Source organism: Halostella litorea (assembly GCF_004785955.1).
Taxonomy (GTDB): Archaea; Halobacteriota; Halobacteria; order Halobacteriales; family Natronoarchaeaceae; genus Halostella; species Halostella litorea.
Genome location: NZ_SJER01000001.1, coordinates 588,471 through 609,289, shown reverse-complemented (window position 1 = coordinate 609,289; position 20,819 = coordinate 588,471). Strand labels below are relative to the sequence as shown.

The following is a 20,819-nucleotide window of genomic DNA, read 5'->3' as shown; positions in this document are numbered from 1 at the left end:
CCACTCGGACGGCTACCGACCGGCAATGAGCAAGCCGAGCCCCGACGTGTACGAGCAGGGGAAGGGGATGGACGCCCACAACAAGGTGATGCGCGGGATCCGCGCCGAGAAGGAGGCGTCCTACGACCCGCACGAGCCCACGCGGGTGTGGATAGACGAGGACAACACGCCCGACGGCGTCTACCAGAGCCTCACGATCATCCTGAACACCGGCGGCTGCCGCTGGGCGCGGGCCGGGGGCTGTACGATGTGTGGCTACGTCGCCGAGTCCGTCGACGGCGGGAGCGTCACCCACGACGCGCTGATGGACCAGATAGACGCCTGTCTCGATCACGAGGCCGAGAACGCGGACGCGGAGAGCGGCCTCATCAAGATCTACACCAGCGGCTCGTTCCTCGACGAGCGCGAGGTCGCCGCCGAGAGCCGGCAGGCGATCGCCGAGACGTTCGCGGATCGGGACCGCATCGTCGTCGAGAGCCTGCCCGACTTCGTCGACCGCGGGAAACTGACCGACTTCACCGACGTCGGCCTGGAGACGGACGTGGCGGTCGGCCTCGAAACCGGCACCGACCGCGTGCGCCACGACTGCGTGAACAAGTACTTCGACTTCGACGAGTTCGTCGCCGCCAGCGAGGAGGCCGACGCAGCGGGCGCGGGCATCAAGGCGTACCTGCTGATGAAGCCGCCGTTCCTGAGCGAGCGCGAGGCCGTCGAGGACATGAAGCGGTCCGTCCGGAAATGCGCCGAGTACGCCCACACCGTCTCGATGAACCCCTGTAACGTCCAGCGCTACACCATGGTCGACGAACTGTACTTCCGGGACGGCTACCGGCCGCCGTGGCTCTGGAGCGTCGCCGAGGTGCTCGAATCGACCGCCGACGCCGACGCCATCGTCGTCTCGGACCCCGTCGGCCACGGCAGCGACCGTGGGCCCCACAACTGCGGGGAGTGCGACGACCGGGTCCAGCGCGCCATCAAGGACTTCGACCTGCGGCAGGACCCGTCGGTGTTCGAGCAGGTGTCGTGTGACTGCGAGCGGACCTGGGAGGAAGTGCTGGCCCGCGAGACGAGTTACGCGATGCCGCTCACGCGCTGAAGGCGGGGAACCGCCGCGCCAGCGCTCAGGCCTGCGAGCGCTCGAACCCGCGGAGGATCCCCTGCCCGTCGGTGCCGCCCACGTCCGGGAGCGTCGCCCGCTCGGGGTGGGGCATCAACACGGCGACCGAGTCGCGTTCGCCGAGCACTCCGGCGACGGCGTGTTTCGAGCCGTTGGGGTTCGCCGCATCCGTCACCTCGCCGTCGGCGTCGCAGTACCGGAAGAGGATCCGGTCCTCCATCTCCAGTTCCGTCAGGCGCACGTCGTTGGCCTCGTAGCGGCCCTCGCCGTGGGCGATGGGCACCTCGATCACCTCGCCCTGCTCGTAGGCGGCGGTCCAGGGCGTGTCGGCGTTCTCGACCCGGAGGTGGACGTGTTCGCACTGGAACCGCGCGCTCCGGTTCGTGGTGAACGCCCCCTCGGTGAGGCCGGACTCGCAGCCGATCTGCGCGCCGTTGCAGACCCCGAGCACGGGGACGCCGTCGGCGGCGGCCTCGCGGACCTCGTCGACGATCGGCGACCGGGCGGCCATCGCGCCGGCCCGGAGGTAGTCGCCGTAGGAGAACCCGCCGGGGAGGACGACGCCCGTCGTCCCGTCGGGGAGGCCGTCCTCGTGCCAGACGATCTGGGCGTCGATCCCGAGGTGGGCGAGCGCGCGCTCGGCGTCGCGGTCGCAGTTCGACCCGCCGAACCGGACGACGGCGACGGTCACAGGGACCACCCCGTGTGGGAGTCGAGCGTCGGCGTCGTGGTGGCGACCGTCATCTATCGCTCGTCGACCGCCACGTCGTAGTCGTGGATGGTCGGGTTCGCCAGCAGGCGTTCTGCCATCTCGTCGGCGCGCTCGGCGGCCGCGTCGGCCGACTCGGCGTCGACGTCGATCTCGAACCGGTCGGCCGACCGGAGGTCCTCCAGTTCGAACCCGAGGCGCTCCAGGGCCTGCTGGGTCGTCTCGGCCTCGGGGTCGAGCACGCCGCGCTTGAGCCGCACGGTGACGGTCGCGGTGTAGGCGGTCATCACCGGAGGCTGCGCGTTCGTGTTCAAAAACTCTTGTGACTCGCAGCCGCTATGCACGTCCGTGTACACGCAGGTGTGGCGCGGAAACGAAGGCTTTTGGCCGCGCACGGCCGAGACGTGGCCGATGACTCCGAGCGACAGCGAGCGGAGGTGGCGACGATGACGACCGACCTGACCGAGATCACGGTGATCGGAGACGACGACACCGGACTGATCGCGCAGGTCACCTCCCTCCTGTTCGAGCGCGGAATCAACATCGAGGACCTGGACCAGGCCGTCCGGGAGGGCCTGTTCCGCATGACGATGTCGGTCGACACGACCGACATGGTGTGTACCGAGTCGACGCTCCGGCGGGACCTCCACGACCTGGGCGACGACCTGGGCGTCGACGTGCAGGTGCGGTTCCCGACCGAGCGCGAGACCCAGCGGATCGCCGTCCTCGTCACGAAGGAGTCCCACTGCCTGGAGGCGCTGTTCGAGGCGTGGGCCAACGACGAACTCGGCGCGGAGATCGGCGTCGTCATCGGCAACCACGACGACCTCGAACCGCTGGCCGAGCAGTACGGCGTCCCGTTCCACGACGTCGGCGACGACGGCGGCCAGCCCGACGAGGACGAACTGCTCGACCTCCTCGCGGAGTACGACGCCGACCTGGTCGTGCTGGCGCGGTACATGCGCATCCTCAGCCCGAACGTCGTGTTCCGCTACGAGGACCGCATCATCAACATCCACCCGAGCCTGCTCCCGGCGTTCCCCGGCGCGAAGGCCTACCGGCAGGCCAAGGAGGAGGGCGTCCGTATCGCAGGCGTCACCGCCCACTACGTGACGACGGACCTGGACCAGGGGCCGATCATCACCCAGCGCGCGTTCGACGTGCCCGACGACGCGACCGTCGACGAGCTTCGCCGGCGCGGCCAGCCGCTCGAAGCCGAGGCGCTGCTGGAGGCCGTCAAGCTTCACCTCAACGACGCCGTGGCCGCCCACCGCGGCCGCACGAGCCTCCGCGACGGCGCGGACTCGGGCGACTATCAACTCGGCCTCTCGCAGGCCGCCGCCGACGCCAACCCCGACCGGCCGCTCGACGGCATCGGGCAGGCGGTGGCGGAGGGGGAGTCGGCGGAGGAATCCGCCGACGACTGATCGGGCGAGGGTTTCATGCCGAGCCTGCGGTCGTCGGCGGAGTAGCCGACGACTGAACGGCGACGCGTTGCACTCCACGGCTTCGACTTCCGGTCAAAGTACGTAGCTCCCGGAGTGGCGAAGCGGTTAACGTGCCGCGTCGCTACTCGCGCCACTCGGCCAGGCAGGCGTCGCTACAGAAGTGTCGGTGTTTGGCTGTCCCGTCCTCGACGGACGTGTGGACGCGGTGGTTGGGGGTTCCGACGATCGGGTCGCCGCAGTTCTCGCAGTTCGGCGCGTCAGCCTCGCTGACGTCCTCGCCGAGGTCCGACGTTGGGTCGACCATTTGCACGAACTGAGGAAAGCGCGCCACTTCAATGGCACCTTTCGCGCAGAAACCCGAACGCCGTCGCTCGCGGGAGTCAGAGCCGGCGAACCGCGCCGATCGCCGAATCGAGCGGCGGCGCGTCGAACAGTTCGCGGCCGACGTAGGCGTTCGCGCCGGCGGCGTAGAGGTCGCGGGCGACGTCGACCACGTCGTCGTCGAGTGGTTCGGGGCGGACGTCACACAGCGACCGCCAGTCGGCCACGTCGCGGCGCTCGGCCTCCTCCTTCGCGGCCTTGACGGCCTCGACCCACTCCGGCTGGGTACGTTTGTGGTACTGGCGGATGACCTCCTTCGATATCTGGGTGCCCTCGTAGCTGAAGCGGTTCTCGTCGAACGTGCCGACCACGTCCCCGACTCGGATCTCGCCGTCGAAGTACAGACACTCGATCTTCCCGTCCTCGTGGGTCAGCCCCGCCTCGTCCGCGCGCTCGGTGACGACGCGGTTGACCTCGCGGGCGACCGCTTCGAGGTCGTCGACAGACGCCGCGCCGGCGATGCGGTCGGCCTCGGCGCGGTCGAGGTAGCGGTCGCCCTCCTCGTACTTCGTGGAGAACTCGACTATCGCGTCGTCCAGGTCGACCGCTTCGTCGGGCCACTCGTCGAAGTTGAGGCCGTGGTCCGCCGGGTCCGTCCGCCGGCGCAGGCTGGAGCCGACGGGGACGCGGTTGCGGAACACTATCTCCAGCGGGACGAGGTAGTTCTCCCCCGCGGCGTCGTGGTACGCGTCGTAGTCGTAATCCCGGCCCTCGTGGGGCAGGTCCGGCACCTGCGTCAGGTCGATCGCCATCTCGCGGGGCGGGACGGTCGCCTCCGCGAGCGCCACGGGGTCGCCGCCGCCGGCGGGGACGACGCCGCGGTAGTGCGTCGGGACGCCGGCGTCCTCCAGCAGTTCGAAGTTGTACGCCCCCATCGAGCAGAGGCTCGCGCCCTTGTCGGGGATCTCGTCTGGCATCTTCCCCCAGTCGAACACGGAGTAGTCGTCCGTGAACAGGAACGACCCCCGGCCCAGTTCGTCCTCGGTCGCCGCCGCCTCGATGCGGAACTCCTTGACGCTGGTCACGCGTCGACCACCTGCTCCATGGTTGGTGTCGCCGCGCACAGTAGAAAAGGGTTAGCAGTTTCGCCCGTCCGGCCGCTTGGAACATGGAAATCTGCCCGACGAGACTGTCAAAATTTAAGTCATGTAGCTCAGTTGTCGTCCGTAAATGACGGTCGAAGACGGCCCCGCCGTCGGTCGAAACCCGGGTGGGAAAGAATGGTAGCACTGCTCGACCTCGTCGGGACGCTCCTGTCGCTGGTGACGACGCCGCTGTTGCTGGCGGCGACGTTCGCGGTGCCGTTCGGCGGCTACTGGCTCCACCAGCGGTATCCGACGGTCGTGGCGCTCGTCGCCGGCGGGGTCGCCGGCGTCGCGGTCGGCTACCCGCTCGGGTCGCCGGTCCTGGTCGGCGGCCTCGGCGCGGCGGGCGCGACGGCCGGCGTCGCCGTTCGGTACGTCCGGCCGCGGGGTGTCGACTTCCTCGCCGCGCTCGCCGCCGGACTGGCGCTCGGTCGCATCGCCGGGGAGAGCCTCGTCGCGTTCGGCGTGATGGCGGCGCTCGCCGCGGGGTTCGCCGCCGCCGTCGCGCGGTACCGGCGGGCGACGCTCGTCGCCGCCACAGCCGTCGTCGGGAGCACCCTCCCGGTGTACGCCCTCGCGCTCCTCGTCGCCGACGGGTCGTCGCTTTTCCCGCCGTACTACGCGGCCGCCTCCGTGTTCTCGCTGGGGCTGATGGGGCTGTTCGCCCAGCCGCTGCTGGTCGAGCGGAGCGATACGATCCCGCCGCTGCTCCCCCGGCGGGTCCGGTCGCTGTTCGGGTTCGCCGAGGCGGCGGCGGTCGACGACGCGGTCTGTCCGGACTGCGACCGCGAGGTCGACCCGAGCGACGACGCCTGCCCGCACTGCGGGGCGTCGCTCGTCGGGGTGACCGGCCCGGCGACGCCCGCGCAGGCGCCCGGCGCGGAGCCGACGGCGGCCACCTCGGAGGAGGGTGACGCCGCCCGGCGGGCGACCGTTCCGGACGACGCCGTGGCCGTCGACATCGCCTGCCAGCACTGCGGCGAGCGGCCGATCGAGGAACTGGCGAAGGGGTACCGCGTCACCGGCTTCCTGCTCGCCTACCGGATCACGACGGTCCGGCTCCTCGGCTGTCACGCCTGCAACCGCCGGCGGCTGTGGGGGATCGCGGGCAAGAACCTCCTCACCGGCTGGTGGAGCATCTCCGCCATCGTGTTGACGCCGTTCGCGACGCTGTACGCGCTCGGCCGCTCGCTGTACAACCGCGGCCCGACGAGCGCGCTCGCGGAGGCGCTGAACGACGCCGGGATCGACTACGACTTCCTGCCGGACGCGGACGCGTTCGACCCCTCGGGGCAGGGGACCGGGGAGCTACACATGCGCGCGCTGATCCGGATCGGCTGTGCGACGATGCTGACGGACGGCGAGGCGACGACCGCCGAGGCGACGGCGATCCGGGACGCGACGGCGGAGCTGTACCCGGACTGCCCGACCGACGAGATAGAGGACCGCATCCGCGAGAGCGCCGACTCCGTCACCAACGCCGTCCGGGTCGCGCGGGGACTGGGCGACCTGCTCACCCCCGCCGGCAAGGAGCAGGCGCTCCGGTTCGCGGCCGTCGTCGCGGCGGCCGACGACGAGGTCGACGCCGAGGAGGTGGAACTGCTGGAGCGCGTCGCCGACGCCATGGAGATGAGCGACGCCGACGTGGAGCGCGCGCTCACCGGCGAGGCCGTCTGACGCCGCCCCGCCGGGACCCCCACCCTTTTCACGGCCCGGCGTAAGAGAGTGGACATGACCGACGCGGCCACGACCGGACCGGGGAGCGGCGAGGCGATCCGGTTCGAGCACCGCCCCGAGACCGACCAGTCGTTCGAGAACGCGCTGGCGAAGGCCCGCGACGGCGAGCGGCTGACCGTCGCCGACGGCGTCGAACTCATGACGACGGGGACCGACGCCGACGGCATCGACCACGAGCGCAAGGAGCGGGTGCTGGAACTCGCCGACCGCCGCCGGGCCGAGGAGGTCGGCGACGAGGTGACGTTCGTCGCCAACCTCAACAACAACGTGACGACGGCGTGCAACACGGGCTGTCTGTTCTGCAACTTCAAGAACACCGCCGAGAACTTCGAGGCCGACAGCGACGAGGCCCACGCCGGCTTCACGAAGACGCCAGCCGAGTCCCGCGAAATCGTCCGGGACGCCGTCGAGATGGGGATCTACGAGGTCACCTCCGTCTCCGGCCTCCACCCCGGGTTCGCCCTCGACGACGAACACCTGGAGATCCTCGAAGCCAGCGACCGCGGTGACCTGAACTACAAGCCGCCCGAGCGCTACGAGACCGACCCCGGGACCTACTGCGAGCAGATGGACGCGATGAGTGTCGACGGCGTCCACCTCCACTCGATGACGCCCGAGGAGGCCTACCATGCCCGCCGGGGCACCGACTGGTCCTACGAGGAGGTGTACGGCCGCCTCAAGGACGCCGGCCTCGACAGCGTTCCCGGCACCGCCGCGGAGATACTCGTCGACGAGGTCCGCGACGTCATCTGCCCCGGCAAGATCGGCACCGACGAGTGGCTCGAAGCGATGGAGGCCGCCGCCGACGTCGGCCTCGACACCACGTCGACGATCATGTACGGCCACGTCGAAAACGAGATGCACCGCGTCCGGCATCTCGACCGGATCCGCGACCTGCAGGACCGCACGGACGCGATCACCGAGTTCGTCCCGCTCTCGTTCGTCCACGAGAACACGCCGCTGTACGAGTACGGCATGGTCGACTCGGGGGCGAGCGACGCCGAGGACGAACTGATGGTCGCCGTCTCGCGGCTGTTCCTCGACAACGTCGACCACGTCCAGTCGTCGTGGGTGAAACACGGCGACGCGCAGGGGCTGAAGCTGCTCAACTGCGGCGCGGACGACTTCATGGGCACCATCCTCTCCGAGGAGATCACCAAGCGCGCCGGCGGCGACTACGGCGAGTACCGCTCGTTCGACGAGTACGTCGACATGATAACCGCCATCGGCCGTACGCCCGTCGAGCGCTCCACCGACTACCGGCAGCGCCGGGTCCTAAACGTCGACGACCGCCCGCACGGCCCCGAACTCGGCCCGAAGGCCGACGGGACGCCGATGCTCCGGCGCGAGACGCGCGTCGCCGACGACTGACTGCCGCGGCCGGACCCACCCCGTCCCGATCCCCATAGCTATTTGACAGGGCGGGTGGATCCCTACGCGCATGCGGTACGTGACGGTCCGGGTCACGCCGACCGAGGGGACGGGCTTTCACCCGATCGGGGAGGCGCTCTCCGAGGAGCCGTCGGTGACGCGGGGCGCGATCCACCGAACCGAACTGCTCTCCGACGGGACGGGCGTGATGCTCGCCGAGGCGCGCGGCGACCTGAAGCGGTACGAGGCGATCCTCGACGCCTCGCCCCGCGTCATCGACTACGCCGTCACGGGCGCGGACGGCTGGTGGTACTCGTACACGCACTACCGGCCGACCGACCTCACCCGCCGGATGATGGAACACCAGCGCGACTCGGAACTGATCCTGGAGATGCCCATCGACGTCGCGGAGGACGGCTCCTACGACATGACGCTGGTGGGCGACGAGGGCGCGTTCGCCGACGCCGTGATGACCGACAGCGACCAGCTGTCGGTGACGGTGCTGGAGACGGGCGACCGCCCGCCGCAGGTCGACGAGCTGTTCGGGACGCTCACCGCGCGCCAGCAGGAGGTGCTGGAGGCGGCCGTCCGGCTGGGCTACTACGAGAACCCGCGGGAGGCGACCCACGAGGCGATCGCCGAGCGCGTCGACGCCTCGCCCAGCACCGTCGGCGAGCACCTGCGCAAGATCGAGTCCCGCGTCTTCTCGCGGTTCGTCCGGTCCGGCGCGAGCGACGACCCGCGGCCGACGCCGTAGGGGCGTCGTCCGGTCCCGGCCGCCGGACTACACGATGAACGGCAGGACGAGCGCCGTCAGCACGAGGTTGACGAACGACAGCACCAGCAGCCCCTTCCAGCCGACGCTGATGAGCTGGTCGATTCGGAGGCGGGGCATCGCCGACCGCGCCCACTGCGTGAACAGGAACACCGCCCACATCTTGATCAGGAACCAGACGATCCCCGGCAGCACCGGGCCGGCCGGGCCGCCGAGAAACAGCGTGGCGATCAGCCCGCCGCCGAGGAAGATGTGCAGGAACTCGCCGAGGTACAGCAACACGAAGTACACCGACGAGTACTCCGTCTGGAAGCCGGCGACGATCTCCGTCGGCGCTTCCGGCGTGTCGAACGGGTTCCGGCCGACCTCCGCCAAGTTCGCCACCACGAACAGCGCGAACGCGAACGGGTTGACGAAGGCGTACCACGACGGCAGGCCGACGCCGGCGACCGAGACGAGCGTCCCCTGCTGGGCGGCGACGATCTCGCTCGTCCGCATCGTGCCCGCGAGCAGGACGACGGAGGCGGCCGTGACGACCAGCGGGATCTCGTAGGCGATGTTCTGGGCGACGGCGCGCAGCGCGCCGATGAGCGAGAACTTGTTGTTCGAGGCGTAGCCGGCCATCGTCATTCCCAGCGTCGCCAGCGACGCCGCGGCGAAGGCGAAGACGACGCCGGTCGCGGGGTCGGCGACCTGTATCCCGCTGCCCATGGGGATGACGGCGAAGCCGAAGAGGGCCGAGAACGTCACGAGGAGCGGAGCGACGTCGTACGCGGGGCGGTCGACGCCCTCCGGGACGATGAGTTCCTTCGACAACAGCCGAACGACGTCGGCGACGATGATCAACACCCCGAACGGACCCATCCGGTCGGGGCCTTTCTTCCCCCAGATGTCGGCCAGCACCTTCCGCTTGGCCCACGGCCCCGCGACGGCGGCGTTGGTCAGCAGTATCAGCGAGACCACCGCCGCGCCGAGCAGGCCGGCGACGGCCCCGCCGACCGGTCCCGTCCCGAGGCTCAGTTCCCGGGCGAACGTCTCCGGGAGCGTCGTGGCTGTCATCGGCCGTTCGTTCGCGCCGGGGAGGCGTAGCCGATCTGCCGTCGATGCGGGGTGGATTTAAGTACCGCCCCTCAGTCCGCCGCGAGCGACTCGCCGCGCAGCACCGCGCGGTACCGCTCGCCCGCCCCGTCGCCGGCGGTCAGCGCCGCCCGGACCCGGTCGCTCAGCCAGTCGCCGGGCGCGGGGTCGCCGTCGAACCCCGCCGGGCGCAGGTCCCCCGGCAGGTACCGCTCGTACACCGGCAGGCGCTCGCGGAGCGGGACGCCCGCGCCGTCGGCGATGTCCCGCAGTTCGCGCAGCGCGGGCCACGCGTAGTCCGGGTTGATGTGGTCGTCGGTCACCGGCGAGACGCCGCCAAGGTCGTCGATGCCGCAGTCGACCACCTCGCGGGCCGGCGCGAGGTTCGGCGGCACCTGCACGGACACCGAGTCGGGCAGGCAGTACCGCGCCATCGCCACCGCGCGCCGGAGGTCGTCGACCGAGGGCGTCGGCCCGCGCCACCGCTCGTTCTCGGCGACCGGCTGGACGATCACCTCCTGGACGTGGCCGTACCGCCCGTGCATCTCGCGGATCGCGAGCAGGCTCTCCGCGCGGTCGGCCCAGTCGTCGCCGATGCCGATCAGGATGCCCGTCGTGAACGGGACGCCGAGTTCGCCCGCGTTGCGGATGGTGTTGAGCCGCTGGCCCGGGTTCTTCGCCCGCGGGCCGGCGTGGGCCCCCACGTCGGCGGTCGTCTCCAGCATCACCCCCATGCTGGCGTTCAGGTCCGCGACGCGGGCCATCTCCTCGCGGGTCTGGTCGCCCGGGTTGGCGTGGGGGAGCAGGCCCTCCTCCAGCGCGATCCCACAGACGCGCCGGAGGTAGTCGTGGATCGAGTCGTGGCCCCACTCGTCCAGTTGCGCGTGGACCGCCTCGTAGCGGTCGTCCGGGTCGTCGCCGAACGTAAACAGCGCCTCCGTACAGCCCGCGTCCGCGCCGGTCCGGCACACGTCACGGACCTCCTCGGGGGACATCAGCGTCGCCTCGCCCGGCGGGTCGAAGTAGGTGCAGTACGTGCAGGTGTAGCGGCAGGCGGTCGTCAGCGGCACGAAGACGTTCCGCGCGAAGGAGAGTTCGCCCGCCGGCGACACGTCGTCGGGGGTCACGTCGAGCAGTTCCTCGACCGCGCCGTCGGCTATCGTGAGGTCGATGCCGTACTCGTCTGCCCCCGGGATCATCGTTCCCCCGTCTCTCTCCCAGCCCCAAAAGGGTACCAGTCCCGGCAGTCGGTCGCTGGCCGCGGTCGCGTCGCCGTCACCGGCGCACGCCGACGCGGCCGCCGTCGGCGACCACCTCGAAGCCGGCGTCGACGAGCCAGTCCCGCGCCGCGCCCGCGCCGTGGAGCAACACCTCCGCGAGGTCCGCGCGCTCGTCCACGTCGGTCGCCAGCCGGAACGAGTCGACGGCGGCGACGCTCGCGCCGACCGTGCGGGCCCGCTCGCGGTGGTCGCGGACGGAGACGCCGTGGTAGTCGACCCGGAACCCGCTGTGGCGGACGGCCAGCGCGTTCGTCCCGCCGCCGAGGCCCGGCGCGATAGCCACGTCGGCCTCGGCGGCGTACAGCCGTTCGACGGCGTCGCCGGTGGCCAGCGCCAGGTCGGCCATGACGACCGCGACGGGGCCCGCGGCGTCGTCGAGGGCGGCGTTGACCGCCGGCGAGAGCGCCCGCTCGTCGACGGTCACCGGCGCGTCGACGTCGAGCGTCCCCGTCGAAAGCACCGTCGGCTCGCCGCCCGCCGCGCGGACCGCCGCCAGCACGTCGTCGAGCATCGCGCGGGCGAACGCCCGGCGTTCCTCGGGCGCGAGGACGTCGCTCAGGCGGGTCTTCGGCTGCTCGTCGGCGTACGGGACGACGGTGCGCATCGCTGTGAGTTCGGTGTGCGGAGGGAAAAAGGGGGCGTCAGCCCAGCTTGTCGTAGTCGTCGCCCTGCTGGCGGTACCAGTACACCGCGCCGCCGATCAGCACGAGCGCGACCAGCCCGATGCCGCCGTAGAGGAGCATCGTGTTGCGCTGCTCCGTCTGTTCGGTCGACTCCTGGGCGTTGGTCGCCTTGCTCTCGGCCTCCTCGGCGAGGTTCGTCGCGAGGTCGAACTCGCCGGACTCGTAGGCCTGCCGGGCGTTCCGGAAGGAGCTCTCGGCCTCGGTGACGTCCGCGCCGCTCTCGTCGGCGTCGTCGATCGCCTGACGGGCGCTGTCGAGCGCCTCGCGGGCATCGCTGCTCGCGGTCGTGTAGTGGTTCGTCTCCCAGCTATCGATCTCGGTCGTGCCGCCGCCATCGCGGACCTCCGTGAACTCCGTCAGGCGGAACGACTGCTGGGGGTCGTACGTGTAGTTCTCGACCTCGGGGACGGTGCCGGTGAGCGTCACTTCGAGTTCGGCCACGTCGTCGTCGGCGACCACGTCGTACTCGAAGGAGCTACCCCCGTAGCTCTGGGTCTGTCCCACCTGGTCGCCCGCGTTGTCGTATGCGGTGACGGTCCAGGTAGCGTTGGTCAGGTTGGTCTCGCCGCGGAGCGTCCACTGTCGGGGCGTGTCGTCCGCGTAGAGGTCGGTGAACGTGTAGGTAGTCGATACCTCCTCGCCGACTTCCGCGTCGCCGGGCGCGCCGTCGGCCTCGACGGTCGCCACGGCCGCGGCTGGCGGGACCGCGGCGAGGGCGACCAGGGCGACGACGAGCAGTGTCGCGAGCTTAGAACAGCGGTTCGAGTTCATCTTCGTCATCTTCGACCAAGCTCTCTAAGTTATCTTCGCTTTCCTCGCGTATCTCCTCGATGTTGTCCTGGGCCTCGATGGCGACCTGCTGGAGCTCCTTGATCCGGGGCACGTCGTTGACGCCGGACAGCAGGATGACGCTGGCGACGAAGTTCGAGGCGGGGACGGGGTAGTCGCCGCCGCGGACCTCCATCGAGCCGGTCTGCTCTTCGAGCCACTTCCGCCCGCGCTCTATCCCTTTCCGGTTGAGATGCTGGGGCGGGCCGCTCATCACGAGGAGCGCGCGCTCGGTACCCTCGATCTCACAGGGCAGCGTCAGCCGACCCAGCGCGGCCTTGCGGACGAGGCTGGTGATGCGGTTCGTGGTGTGTGCGGTGTCGATCCCGTCGTCCTCGCCGCCGGTAAAGCGGGAGAGGAGCCCGCCGTCGTCCTGGGTCTCGACCTCCTCGCGGGCGTAGCCGACCGTGGAGACCCCGCCGCCCGAGAGGGTGTTGATGATCTCGCTGGAGTCGACGACGCTCTCGGCGACCTCGTCGCCCTCGCCGACCTCGCCGGCGCCAAAGAGGATGCCGAAGCGCTTGACGATCTCGTCGTTTATCTCCTCGTAGCCGCCCTCGACGGACTCGCCCGCCTTCCGCCAGGCGTCGTTGTCGAAGACGAGGAGGTTGTCGACCTCCCGGACGAACGTCTGGAACGAGCGGGCGGCGTTCAGCGTGTAGATGCCCCCCTCGTCGCTGCCCGGCAGCACGCCGAGCCCGTAGACGGGCTCGGTGTAGATGCGCTTCAGGTGCTTTGCCAGCACCGGCGCGCCGCCGCTGCCGGTCCCCCCACCCATCCCGGCGATGATGAGGAACGCGTCGACTTCGTGAACCGGAATGTTGTCTATCGCGCCCTGTACCTCGTCGATGTCCTCCTCGGCCACTTCGGCACCGAGCTCGTTGTCGGCGCCGACGCCGTGGCCCTTGACTCGCGACTGCCCGATGAGTACGCGCTGATCCTCCGGGATCCGCTCCAGTCCCATCAGATCCGCCTTCGCGGTGTTTACCGCGACGGCCGAGCGGACGATCCCACTGCCCGAACGCTCGTCGTACTCCAGGAACTTGTCGACGATTTTCCCACCAGCCTGTCCGAATCCGATCATCGCCAGTTTCATGCTTTGTACACGGGGCTCCGTTGGACTGAAAACAGAGCGATGACGAATATAAGCTTTGTGATGGTGCAAACCTCTCCGACCGCGGTAGAAATCAACTAAACCGCCCGACGGGAGCGGGAAATAAGGTGGTATTACCGGCCGAATCGCCGCGGTAACGTCAGCATTCTAGACAACTTTAAGGTTCCGTATAACGCGATTACATGTCGACCCCGAGGTACGCCGACAGCGTCGTCAACTCGTCCTCGGACCGCCCGAACGCGTCGACGTCGTTCGACGCCGTGGTGTTGTCGAACTTGAGCGACCGGTACTGGTCCGCGCCCATGGGGAACCCGGGGATCGCCCCAGCGACCTTCAGGCCGACGCCGGCCAGCGCCATCGGCACCGGGACGACCGTCACGGAGTGCCCGGCGGCGCGGCGCGCGCGCTTTGCGACCTGCGCGAGCGTCAGCACCTCCGGCCCGCCTATCTCGTAGGTCTCGCCGACGTGGTCGTCGTCCTCGACGCAGTCGGCCAGCATCGGCACGAGGTCGCCGACCCAGATCGGCTGGAAGCGCGTCTTCCCGCCGCCGGGCAGCGGGGCGAGCACGGGTGGGGTGAGCTTCTTCGTGAAGGAGACGAACTCGCCGCCCTCCCCGAACACGACCGAGGGGCGGACGATCGTCCACTCCAGGTCCGACTCCCGGACGACGGACTCGGCCTGCCCCTTCGTGCGGATGTACGCCGTCGGCCCGTCGGCGTCCGCGCCGAGCGCGCTCATCTGGACGATCCGGCCGACACCGTGTTCCTCGGCGGCCCGGACGACGTTCTCGGTCCCGCCGAGGTGGACGCTCTCGTGGGTCGCGCCGCCCTTGGGCTTGAACAGCGGCGACAGCGCGACGAGGTTGACGACGGCGTCCTGTCCCTCGAACGCCGCCTCGATGGAGTCGTACGCCGTCACGTCGCCCGTCGCCCGGTCGATGTCGGCGGGCAGGTCGCCGTCCTCGGGGTTCCGGGCGAGCGCGGTGACGTCGTGGCCGCGGTCGGCGAGTTCGCCGCACAGTCGCTCCCCGATGAACCCCGTTCCGCCGGTGACCAGAACTCTCATACTTCGAAGTAGTTCCGAATCGGCCTAAAGCTACCGGGGCGGCGGGACGGCCGGTCGCGGGCCGTGGCGGGGTCGACGCCCGAACCCGGACGACTGATATGCGAGCGGCCGGAACCCCCGCTATGCTCGTGACCCTGGAGGGGTTGGACGGGAGCGGCAAGACCACGGTGGCGGAGGCGCTCCGGGACGCCTACCCCGACGCGACGTTCACCCGCGAACCGACCGACAGCTGGTACGGCGAGGCGGTCGACCGGTCGCTCGCGGACGACGACGCCGACCCCCTCGCGGAACTGTTCCTCTACACGGCCGACCACGCCGCCCACCTGGCCGACGTCGTCCGGCCGGCGCTGGCCCGGGGGGACCTCGTCATCTCCGACCGCTACTCGGACTCGCGGTATGCCTACCAGGGGGCGTCGCTGGAGGGCGAGGTAAAGCGGCCGATGGAGTACGTCCGGGGGATCCACCAGCCCTTCACCGTCGACCCCGACCTGACCATCTACCTCGACCTCGACCCCCACACCGCCGCCGAGCGCAGCGCCGGCGCGAACAAGTTCGAGCGGGCGGAGTACCTCGCCGGCGTGCAGGACAACTACGAGACGCTGATCGAACGCGACCCCGGGCGGTTCGTCCGGGTGGACGCGACGCGCTCGCCGGAACACGTCGTGGCGGCCGCCGAGGACGCCGTCGAGACGGCGCTAGAGCGGCGATAACTCCCGGCCGCGGTCAGTTCTCGGCGGTGTCGGGCAGTTCGATCTCCTCCGGGGCGGGCAGCCAGAACATGTCGATGGCGTAGCCGAGCACCAGCGGTAGGAGGATGACGACGAACACCGCGGTGTTCCGGTCGCCGAGGTTCCCGCCGATCCCCAGCACGCCCGAGAGGACGAGCGTCGAGACGACGAGCAACAGCGGCGTCAGAAGCAACGCGAAGGCGGCCGACCCCCACTGCGTTTTCAACTGGACGCGGAAGTACCGCGTCGCCACCGCGGCGATGAGCGTGTGGACGCCGACGAGGACGACGAACCCGACGGCGGCGGAGACCGAAACCATACCGGGGTTTCGGGCCGGACGGACTTTGGCGTATCGGAACGGCTTTGGGGAGCGGGGCCGAGTCGCCGCGCATGCACCGAGTCATCGGCGAGCGGGAGTTCGACGAGACGTCGCTCTCGGCGGACGGCGCGCGGGCGATCTACCGCGACATGGTACGGGCGCGGCGGTTCGACGAGCGGGCGCTCGCGCTCCAACGCCGCGGCTGGATGAGCGGCTACCCGCCGTTCGAGGGCCAGGAGGGGTCGCAGGTCGCGGCCGCCCACGCGATGGCCGACGACGACTGGCTCCTCCCGACCTACCGGTCCAACGCGATGCAGATCGCCCGCGGCGTCCCGATGAGCGACATCCTCCTCTTCCGGCGGGGCCACGCCGAGTTCCGCTCGGACCACGACGTCCCGACGTTCCCGCAGGCGGTGCCCATCGCCACGCAGATCCCCCACGCGGCGGGCGTCGGGATGGCCGCGAACTACCGCGACGCCGACCACGGCGTCCTCTGTTACTTCGGCGACGGCGCGACCAGCGAGGGCGACTTCCACGAGGGGCTGAACTTCGCCGGCGTGTTCGATACGCCGACGGTCTTCTTCTGCGAGAACAACGGCTGGGCGATCAGCCTGCCCCGGGAGCGCCAGACCGCCAGCGACACCATCGCGGAGAAGGCCGAGGCGTACGGTTTCGAGGGGCTGCAGGTCGACGGGAACGACCCGCTGGCCGTCTACGAGGCCGTCGGCGCGGCGCTGGACCGGGCGCGGGACGGCGAACCGGTACTCGTCGAGAGCCTCACGTACCGGCAGGGCGCACACACCACCAGCGACGACCCCGGCCGGTACCGCGACGACGAACCGGACCTGCCGGACTGGCGGACCCGGGACCCGGTCGAGCGCTTCGAGGAGTACCTCCGCGACGCCGGCATCGTCGACGACGCGTTCGTCGAGACGGTCCGGGAAGACGCCGACGACGAACTCGACCGCGCCGTCGAGACGGCCGAGGAGGCCGACGACGCGGACCCCGCGGACGTGTTCGACCACGTGTACGCCGACCCGCCCGCGGCGCTGCGCGCCCAGAAGGAGTCGGTGCTGTCGGCGGCCGACCGCGAGGAGTAGTCGCGCCGCCCGTCAGCCCATCGAGATGTACGTCTTCGTGTCGGCGACGCCGTCGAGCCCCTGGATGCTCGACGAGGCGGTGTGGAGCACGTCGTACACCTCGTCGACGTCGACCTCGGTGATGAGGTCGTAGTCGCCGGCGACGATGTGGGCCTCGTCGACCTGTCCGAGCCCCCGGACGGCGTCGAGCAGGTCCTCGGACTTCCCGGCGGCAGTCTTCACCATGATGAACGCGTGAACCATGTGGGGTGTGGTACTCCTTGGCACGTCAAAAACCTTTGGTCGGCGGCGGGGTCAGGGTAAACTTATTCAGGGGCCCCCGCGTAAAGCAACCCATGCGGTTCGTTATCATTGGAGCAGGGAGAGTCGGTTTGCGAACGGCGCGCGTACTGCGCGAGGAGGGCCACGAGGTGACGCTCGTCGAGCGCGACGCCGGGAAGGCCGACCGCGCCCGCGAGCAGGGATACGAGGTGGTCGAGGGCGACGGCTCCCGCGAGGACGTGCTGCACGAGGCGGACCTCTCGTCGGCGGACGCGGTCGGCGCGCTCACCGGCGACCTCAACGTCAACTTCGCGGCCTGCATGATCGGCAAACACCACGGCTGCCGGACCGTGCTCCGCATCGACGAGGACTACCGCGAGGAGATCTACCGCAAGTACGCCGAGGAGGTCGACGAGATCGTCTACCCCGAGCGCCTCGGCGCGATCGGCGCGAAGAACGCGCTGCTGGGCGGCGACATCCGGGCCATCGCCGACATCGCCCAGAACCTCCAGGTCGTCGAGCTCACCGTGACCGAGGCCGCACCGACCCGCGGCTACACGATCAGCGAGCTCCAGTTGCCGGCCGACGCGACGGTGCTGGCGTTCGGCAAGCGGAACGAACCGCTCCAGATCCCCAGCCCGGACGAGTCCCTGGAGACGGGCGACCGGCTGGTCGTCCTCGCGGACTTCGACGTGCTCTCGGACGTCCGCCAGATCCTCGTCGGCGAGGGCGGCCGCGCTGCCGCCGGAGGTGCGTAAGATGGTGACCGCGTACGTCATGATCAAAGCGAACACGGGCGAGGCGGACCGGCTCCGCGACGACGTCGAGGCGATCGACGGCGTCGAATCGGCCTACATCGTCGCCGGCGACGTCGACATCATCGCGAAGGTGGTCGTCGACTCCCCGGCGGAGGTAAAGGGGATCGCCGCGACGGAGATCCAGTCCACCGACGGCGTCGAGGACACACAGACGTACATCGCGATGGATTAGCCCGCGCCTGGTTTTCCCGGCGGAGTAACTCACGCCGGTCTTTCGCGCCCCGCGTTCGGTAGCTACAGCGGCGTCCCGTCGCGGTCGCCGCCCTCGGCGGCCCGCTCGCCGCGCTTTCGCGCCCGGCCGCGCAACTGCGCCACCGGCTCCCCGTAGTCGTAGCCGGGGACGATCCCCTGAACGTACGTCCCCTCGACGAAGTCGACCAGCGCCTTGACGTCGTCGGCCCCCTGCGTGGCGTTCCACGCCGTGACCGCCAGTTCGACCAGCACCGCGTCCCCGTCGCGCTCGACGGCCACCGGCTCCGTGTCGGGCGACTGCACCACGTCGTAGGCGTCCTCCAGCCGGAGGGCGAGCGTCTCGTACCAGCCGTTCTCGACGGCCTCGCCGACGCCCTCGCCCTCGACGGCGGCGTCGAGCGTCGGCAGGCGCTCCGCGACGCGGAACGTGCCGGCGCGGCCCTCCCCGGCCGACTCGACGGTGACGGTGACGTCGAACGGCGTCGTCGTGCAGGCGAAGCCGTCGTCTCGCTCCTCGAACGCGCCGTGGGACGCGAGCGCGTCCCGCGCGGCGGAAACGTCGTCGGTCATCGGCCACGGGTACGCGTTCGGGCCGGAAGGCCGTTGCGCTACGCGGTGCCGCGGTCCGACCCGTCAGCGGGGCCCCCGTCCGGGGTCACGACGCCGTCGACGACCCGCCGGAGCAGCACCGCCCCGAGGACGACGAGAAGCGCCGCCCCGAGCGCGAGCGGGAGCGGACTGCGCCCGACCAGCCACTCCCCAACCCGTGACCCGATGAGGACCGACGCCGGCGCCATCCCGCCGAGCACGACCGCGAGGAGGCCGACAAGCAGTTCGACGAGATACCTGTCCGAGTCGACGTACCGGTACAGCCCGGCCGCCAGCGGCACGGTGCCGAGCGCCAGCGCGAGCACCTCCCCGGTGTACGGTTGCACGTACAGCGACCAGTACAGCGCCAGCGCGGTCCCGACGACGATAGCCCGGTCGTACTCCGACGGAACGGCCGATCGTGGGGTCATACGACACCTCGTCCGGGCGGTCACATCAACCGACCGGAGGGTGAAACCGCGGTTTGAGTCACGGTCCATGGCTGCCGCTCACGGAGTTGTTCGCGGTAGCGATGCGAGGGAAGGGATTCGAACCACGCCCGAGAACCCGCGCCTGCGGCGCGGAACCTCGGTCTGCTTCGAATCCTACGCACGACTACAGGCTCCTCACGTCCGTTCGTCGCCAGAAGTGCGAGGGAAGGGATTCGAACCCTCGGACCCCTACGGGAGCGGGTCTTAAGCCCGCCGCCTTTGGCCTAGCTCAGCCACCCTCGCGCAGTCGATACCTGCCCGCGGTCAGGGAAGTTGTTTACGGTCGCCGGCTACCAGTCGACGGAGAGCGTGCCGTCGCCGTAGGGGTCGGGCGCGACTTCGTCGTCCGTGCGCCGGTCGACCACGTGGATGCAGCCGTCGCCTTTCTTCGCCGGGCAGGCCTCGGCGGCCCGGACGTTCTCGTCGAGTTCGTCCTCGCCGATGAAGTACGAGCGCGGCTTTGCCATCCCGCTTTTGAGGTCCATCTCCCAGTTGTCCGAGACCTCCGCGCACTTGCCCGCGCCGAAACACTTGTTGGCCTCGAAGACGACCTTGTACGGCTTCTCCTCGACCGGCGGCGCGTCGCGCTCGCCGATGTCGCTGGGGTCGACGACGGAATCGCTCATTGCGAGACGGTTCGAAGCGTACCGCCTTTCGGCTTACGGTTCGCCGCTCCGTCGGGCCGCTCGGAGCCCGCGGGCGAGAGCGAGCGCGGCGACGAGCGTGACGGCGGTGCCGATCAGGCCCGCGGCGGCGGTCCCGGCGAGCGCGCCGACGCCCGGCACGGCGTAGCCCGGGAACAGTCCGCCGACCAGCGGGTCCGCGGCGACGCCGGCCCGCGCCGCTGCGTTCTCCATCGGTTCGGCGTAGCCGACGGCCTCGGCCGCCCAGGCGAACGCGGGCGAGAGCGCGACCAGCGCCACCAGTCCGGCGAGCGGTCGGCGGTCGACGGCTGCGGTCGTCACGCGCGGGCCACCTCGGGCGTCTCGGCGTCGTCCGAATCGTCCGGGAGCGCCACGGAAAGCAGGCGCGCGCCGGCGAGCGTCAGCAGCCCCTCGCCGACGCCGAGCGCGGCGTGGCCGCCCGCGACGACGGCGACGGTGGCGAGCAGGTCGAAGCCGGGCGAGAGGCCGAGCTGGAGGCCGGCCGAGAGCGCGGCGGCGGTCACGCCGACCCAGCCGGCGGCGACGAGCGCGACCGTCTCCGAGCGGCCCGCGAGGGCGCGGTAGACGGCGTAGCCGACGTACACCTCGACGACGGCCATGTTCCAGACGTTCGCGCCGAGCGCGAGGACGCCGCCGTCGCCGAAGGCAAGCGCCTGCACGGCGACGACCACGCCGACCGCGAGTGCGCCGAGGTGCGGGCCGAGCGCGACGCCGGCCAGCGCGCCGCCGACGAAGTGGGCGCTCGTGCCGCCCGGGATCGGCCAGTCGAGCAACTGTGCGGCGAAGATACCGGCGGCGACCACGGCGAACAGGTCGACGCGGCGGTCGGTCAGGTCCGCGCGGCCGCGCGACGCGGCGGCGGTCAGCGCGACGCCGGCCAGCGCGAGGAACGCGCCGGCCATCCACGGGTGCAGATATCCGTCGGGCGTGTGCATACGTCCGGATTCGTTCGGCGGGATGTATGGCTGCTGGAAGCGACGGGCGTT

26 protein-coding genes and 1 tRNA gene are annotated in these 20,819 nt (G+C 70.4%); 9 read left to right on the top strand and 18 right to left on the bottom strand.

Features of this window, described 5'->3' with window-relative positions:
• Positions 1 to 25 precede the first annotated feature (25 nt).
• Positions 26 to 1,096 (top strand): archaeosine biosynthesis radical SAM protein RaSEA, encoded by a 1,071-nt coding sequence (locus EYW40_RS08645; protein ID WP_135821211.1) that lies wholly within the window; start codon positions 26 to 28, stop codon positions 1,094 to 1,096.
• A 25-nt stretch (positions 1,097 to 1,121) separates the two neighbouring features.
• Here the strand turns inward: EYW40_RS08645 and purQ are convergent, their stop codons facing one another.
• On the bottom strand, positions 1,122 to 1,808 hold the full coding sequence (purQ, locus tag EYW40_RS08640) for a phosphoribosylformylglycinamidine synthase I (RefSeq protein WP_135821210.1): 687 nt from the start codon (positions 1,806 to 1,808) through the stop codon (positions 1,122 to 1,124).
• Between the two features lie 53 nt (positions 1,809 to 1,861).
• Positions 1,862 to 2,113 carry a phosphoribosylformylglycinamidine synthase subunit PurS gene (gene purS / locus EYW40_RS08635; RefSeq protein WP_135821209.1) on the bottom strand — a complete coding sequence of 84 codons (252 nt, stop codon included), beginning with the start codon at positions 2,111 to 2,113 and terminating at the stop codon, positions 1,862 to 1,864.
• 159 nt (positions 2,114 to 2,272) lie between these two features.
• Between purS and EYW40_RS08630 the strand changes: the two genes are divergently transcribed.
• Positions 2,273 to 3,253 carry a formyltetrahydrofolate deformylase gene (locus EYW40_RS08630; RefSeq protein ID WP_135822044.1) on the top strand — a complete coding sequence of 327 codons (981 nt, stop codon included), beginning with the start codon at positions 2,273 to 2,275 and terminating at the stop codon, positions 3,251 to 3,253.
• A gap of 142 nt (positions 3,254 to 3,395) precedes the next feature.
• On the opposite strand, the gene EYW40_RS08625 is transcribed toward EYW40_RS08630, so the two are convergent.
• Positions 3,396 to 3,578, bottom strand: a complete 183-nt coding sequence (locus EYW40_RS08625; protein WP_135821208.1) for a DUF7576 family protein — start codon at positions 3,576 to 3,578, stop codon at positions 3,396 to 3,398.
• A 76-nt stretch (positions 3,579 to 3,654) separates the two neighbouring features.
• Positions 3,655 to 4,680, bottom strand: a complete 1,026-nt coding sequence (locus EYW40_RS08620; protein ID WP_135821207.1) for a phosphoribosylaminoimidazolesuccinocarboxamide synthase — start codon at positions 4,678 to 4,680, stop codon at positions 3,655 to 3,657.
• Positions 4,681 to 4,875: 195 nt separating this feature from the next.
• Between EYW40_RS08620 and EYW40_RS08615 the strand changes: the two genes are divergently transcribed.
• The 3 genes from EYW40_RS08615 to EYW40_RS08605 all read left to right on the top strand — a co-directional run bounded on the left by EYW40_RS08615 (position 4,876) and on the right by EYW40_RS08605 (position 8,605).
• Positions 4,876 to 6,417, top strand: coding sequence for a zinc ribbon domain-containing protein (locus EYW40_RS08615; RefSeq protein WP_161973183.1), 1,542 nt, complete (start codon positions 4,876 to 4,878; stop codon positions 6,415 to 6,417).
• Positions 6,418 to 6,471: 54 nt separating this feature from the next.
• Positions 6,472 to 7,848, top strand: coding sequence for a 7,8-didemethyl-8-hydroxy-5-deazariboflavin synthase subunit CofH (gene cofH, locus EYW40_RS08610; protein ID WP_135821205.1), 1,377 nt, complete (start codon positions 6,472 to 6,474; stop codon positions 7,846 to 7,848).
• Between the two features lie 70 nt (positions 7,849 to 7,918).
• Positions 7,919 to 8,605 carry a helix-turn-helix domain-containing protein gene (locus EYW40_RS08605; RefSeq protein ID WP_135821204.1) on the top strand — a complete coding sequence of 229 codons (687 nt, stop codon included), beginning with the start codon at positions 7,919 to 7,921 and terminating at the stop codon, positions 8,603 to 8,605.
• A gap of 27 nt (positions 8,606 to 8,632) precedes the next feature.
• Here EYW40_RS08605 and EYW40_RS08600 read toward each other — a convergent pair whose 3' ends face one another.
• The 6 genes from EYW40_RS08600 to EYW40_RS08575 all read right to left on the bottom strand — a co-directional run bounded on the left by EYW40_RS08600 (position 8,633) and on the right by EYW40_RS08575 (position 14,671).
• Positions 8,633 to 9,682 (bottom strand): complex I subunit 1/NuoH family protein, encoded by a 1,050-nt coding sequence (locus EYW40_RS08600; RefSeq protein ID WP_135821203.1) that lies wholly within the window; start codon positions 9,680 to 9,682, stop codon positions 8,633 to 8,635.
• 71 nt (positions 9,683 to 9,753) lie between these two features.
• Positions 9,754 to 10,899 (bottom strand): 7,8-didemethyl-8-hydroxy-5-deazariboflavin synthase subunit CofG, encoded by a 1,146-nt coding sequence (gene cofG / locus EYW40_RS08595; RefSeq protein ID WP_135821202.1) that lies wholly within the window; start codon positions 10,897 to 10,899, stop codon positions 9,754 to 9,756.
• Positions 10,900 to 10,975: 76 nt separating this feature from the next.
• Entirely contained in the window at positions 10,976 to 11,584 is a 609-nt protein-coding gene (gene cofC, locus EYW40_RS08590; protein WP_135821201.1) for a 2-phospho-L-lactate guanylyltransferase, read from the bottom strand.
• A gap of 37 nt (positions 11,585 to 11,621) precedes the next feature.
• Positions 11,622 to 12,443, bottom strand: a complete 822-nt coding sequence (locus EYW40_RS08585; RefSeq protein WP_135821200.1) for a DUF4398 domain-containing protein — start codon at positions 12,441 to 12,443, stop codon at positions 11,622 to 11,624.
• A complete protein-coding gene (locus EYW40_RS08580) occupies positions 12,412 to 13,587 on the bottom strand; it encodes a tubulin/FtsZ family protein (RefSeq protein WP_135821199.1) in 1,176 nt (391 codons plus the stop codon). The genes EYW40_RS08585 and EYW40_RS08580 overlap by 32 nt, the downstream gene beginning before the upstream one ends.
• Before the next feature lie 196 nt (positions 13,588 to 13,783).
• On the bottom strand, positions 13,784 to 14,671 hold the full coding sequence (locus EYW40_RS08575) for a complex I NDUFA9 subunit family protein (RefSeq protein WP_135821198.1): 888 nt from the start codon (positions 14,669 to 14,671) through the stop codon (positions 13,784 to 13,786).
• Positions 14,672 to 14,793: 122 nt separating this feature from the next.
• On the opposite strand from EYW40_RS08575, the gene tmk reads away from it, so the two are divergent.
• The gene (tmk, locus tag EYW40_RS08570) at positions 14,794 to 15,381 is read left to right on the top strand and encodes a dTMP kinase (RefSeq protein WP_135821197.1); all 588 of its coding nucleotides are present in this window, start codon (positions 14,794 to 14,796) and stop codon (positions 15,379 to 15,381) included.
• Between the two features lie 13 nt (positions 15,382 to 15,394).
• Here tmk and EYW40_RS08565 read toward each other — a convergent pair whose 3' ends face one another.
• A complete protein-coding gene (locus EYW40_RS08565; protein WP_135821196.1) occupies positions 15,395 to 15,718 on the bottom strand; it encodes a DUF7991 family protein in 324 nt (107 codons plus the stop codon).
• Positions 15,719 to 15,789: 71 nt separating this feature from the next.
• On the opposite strand from EYW40_RS08565, the gene pdhA reads away from it, so the two are divergent.
• Complete coding sequence (gene pdhA, locus EYW40_RS08560) at positions 15,790 to 16,818, top strand: pyruvate dehydrogenase (acetyl-transferring) E1 component subunit alpha (protein ID WP_135821195.1); 1,029 nt, start codon at positions 15,790 to 15,792, stop codon at positions 16,816 to 16,818.
• 12 nt (positions 16,819 to 16,830) lie between these two features.
• On the opposite strand, the gene EYW40_RS08555 is transcribed toward pdhA, so the two are convergent.
• The gene (locus EYW40_RS08555; protein WP_135821194.1) at positions 16,831 to 17,061 is read right to left on the bottom strand and encodes an Lrp/AsnC family transcriptional regulator; all 231 of its coding nucleotides are present in this window, start codon (positions 17,059 to 17,061) and stop codon (positions 16,831 to 16,833) included.
• A 92-nt stretch (positions 17,062 to 17,153) separates the two neighbouring features.
• On the opposite strand from EYW40_RS08555, the gene EYW40_RS08550 reads away from it, so the two are divergent.
• Positions 17,154 to 17,837: a potassium channel family protein gene (locus EYW40_RS08550; protein WP_135821193.1), complete on the top strand. Its 684-nt coding sequence runs from the start codon at positions 17,154 to 17,156 to the stop codon at positions 17,835 to 17,837.
• A gap of 1 nt (position 17,838) precedes the next feature.
• Positions 17,839 to 18,069, top strand: coding sequence for an Lrp/AsnC family transcriptional regulator (locus tag EYW40_RS08545; protein ID WP_135821192.1), 231 nt, complete (start codon positions 17,839 to 17,841; stop codon positions 18,067 to 18,069).
• Between the two features lie 62 nt (positions 18,070 to 18,131).
• On the opposite strand, the gene EYW40_RS08540 is transcribed toward EYW40_RS08545, so the two are convergent.
• The 6 genes from EYW40_RS08540 to EYW40_RS08515 form a co-directional block, all read right to left on the bottom strand.
• Entirely contained in the window at positions 18,132 to 18,659 is a 528-nt protein-coding gene (locus EYW40_RS08540) for a DUF5813 family protein (protein WP_135821191.1), read from the bottom strand.
• Positions 18,660 to 18,697: 38 nt separating this feature from the next.
• Entirely contained in the window at positions 18,698 to 19,108 is a 411-nt protein-coding gene (locus EYW40_RS08535; protein ID WP_135821190.1) for a hypothetical protein, read from the bottom strand.
• A gap of 218 nt (positions 19,109 to 19,326) precedes the next feature.
• A tRNA-Leu gene (locus EYW40_RS08530) sits at positions 19,327 to 19,411 on the bottom strand.
• A gap of 47 nt (positions 19,412 to 19,458) precedes the next feature.
• Entirely contained in the window at positions 19,459 to 19,794 is a 336-nt protein-coding gene (locus EYW40_RS08525) for a ferredoxin (protein WP_135821189.1), read from the bottom strand.
• 33 nt (positions 19,795 to 19,827) lie between these two features.
• On the bottom strand, positions 19,828 to 20,133 hold the full coding sequence (locus EYW40_RS08520; RefSeq protein ID WP_135821188.1) for a metal transporter: 306 nt from the start codon (positions 20,131 to 20,133) through the stop codon (positions 19,828 to 19,830).
• The gene (locus tag EYW40_RS08515; protein WP_135821187.1) at positions 20,130 to 20,768 is read right to left on the bottom strand and encodes an energy-coupling factor ABC transporter permease; all 639 of its coding nucleotides are present in this window, start codon (positions 20,766 to 20,768) and stop codon (positions 20,130 to 20,132) included. Before EYW40_RS08515 ends, EYW40_RS08520 begins: the two co-directional genes overlap by 4 nt.
• Positions 20,769 to 20,819: the final 51 nt, after the last annotated feature.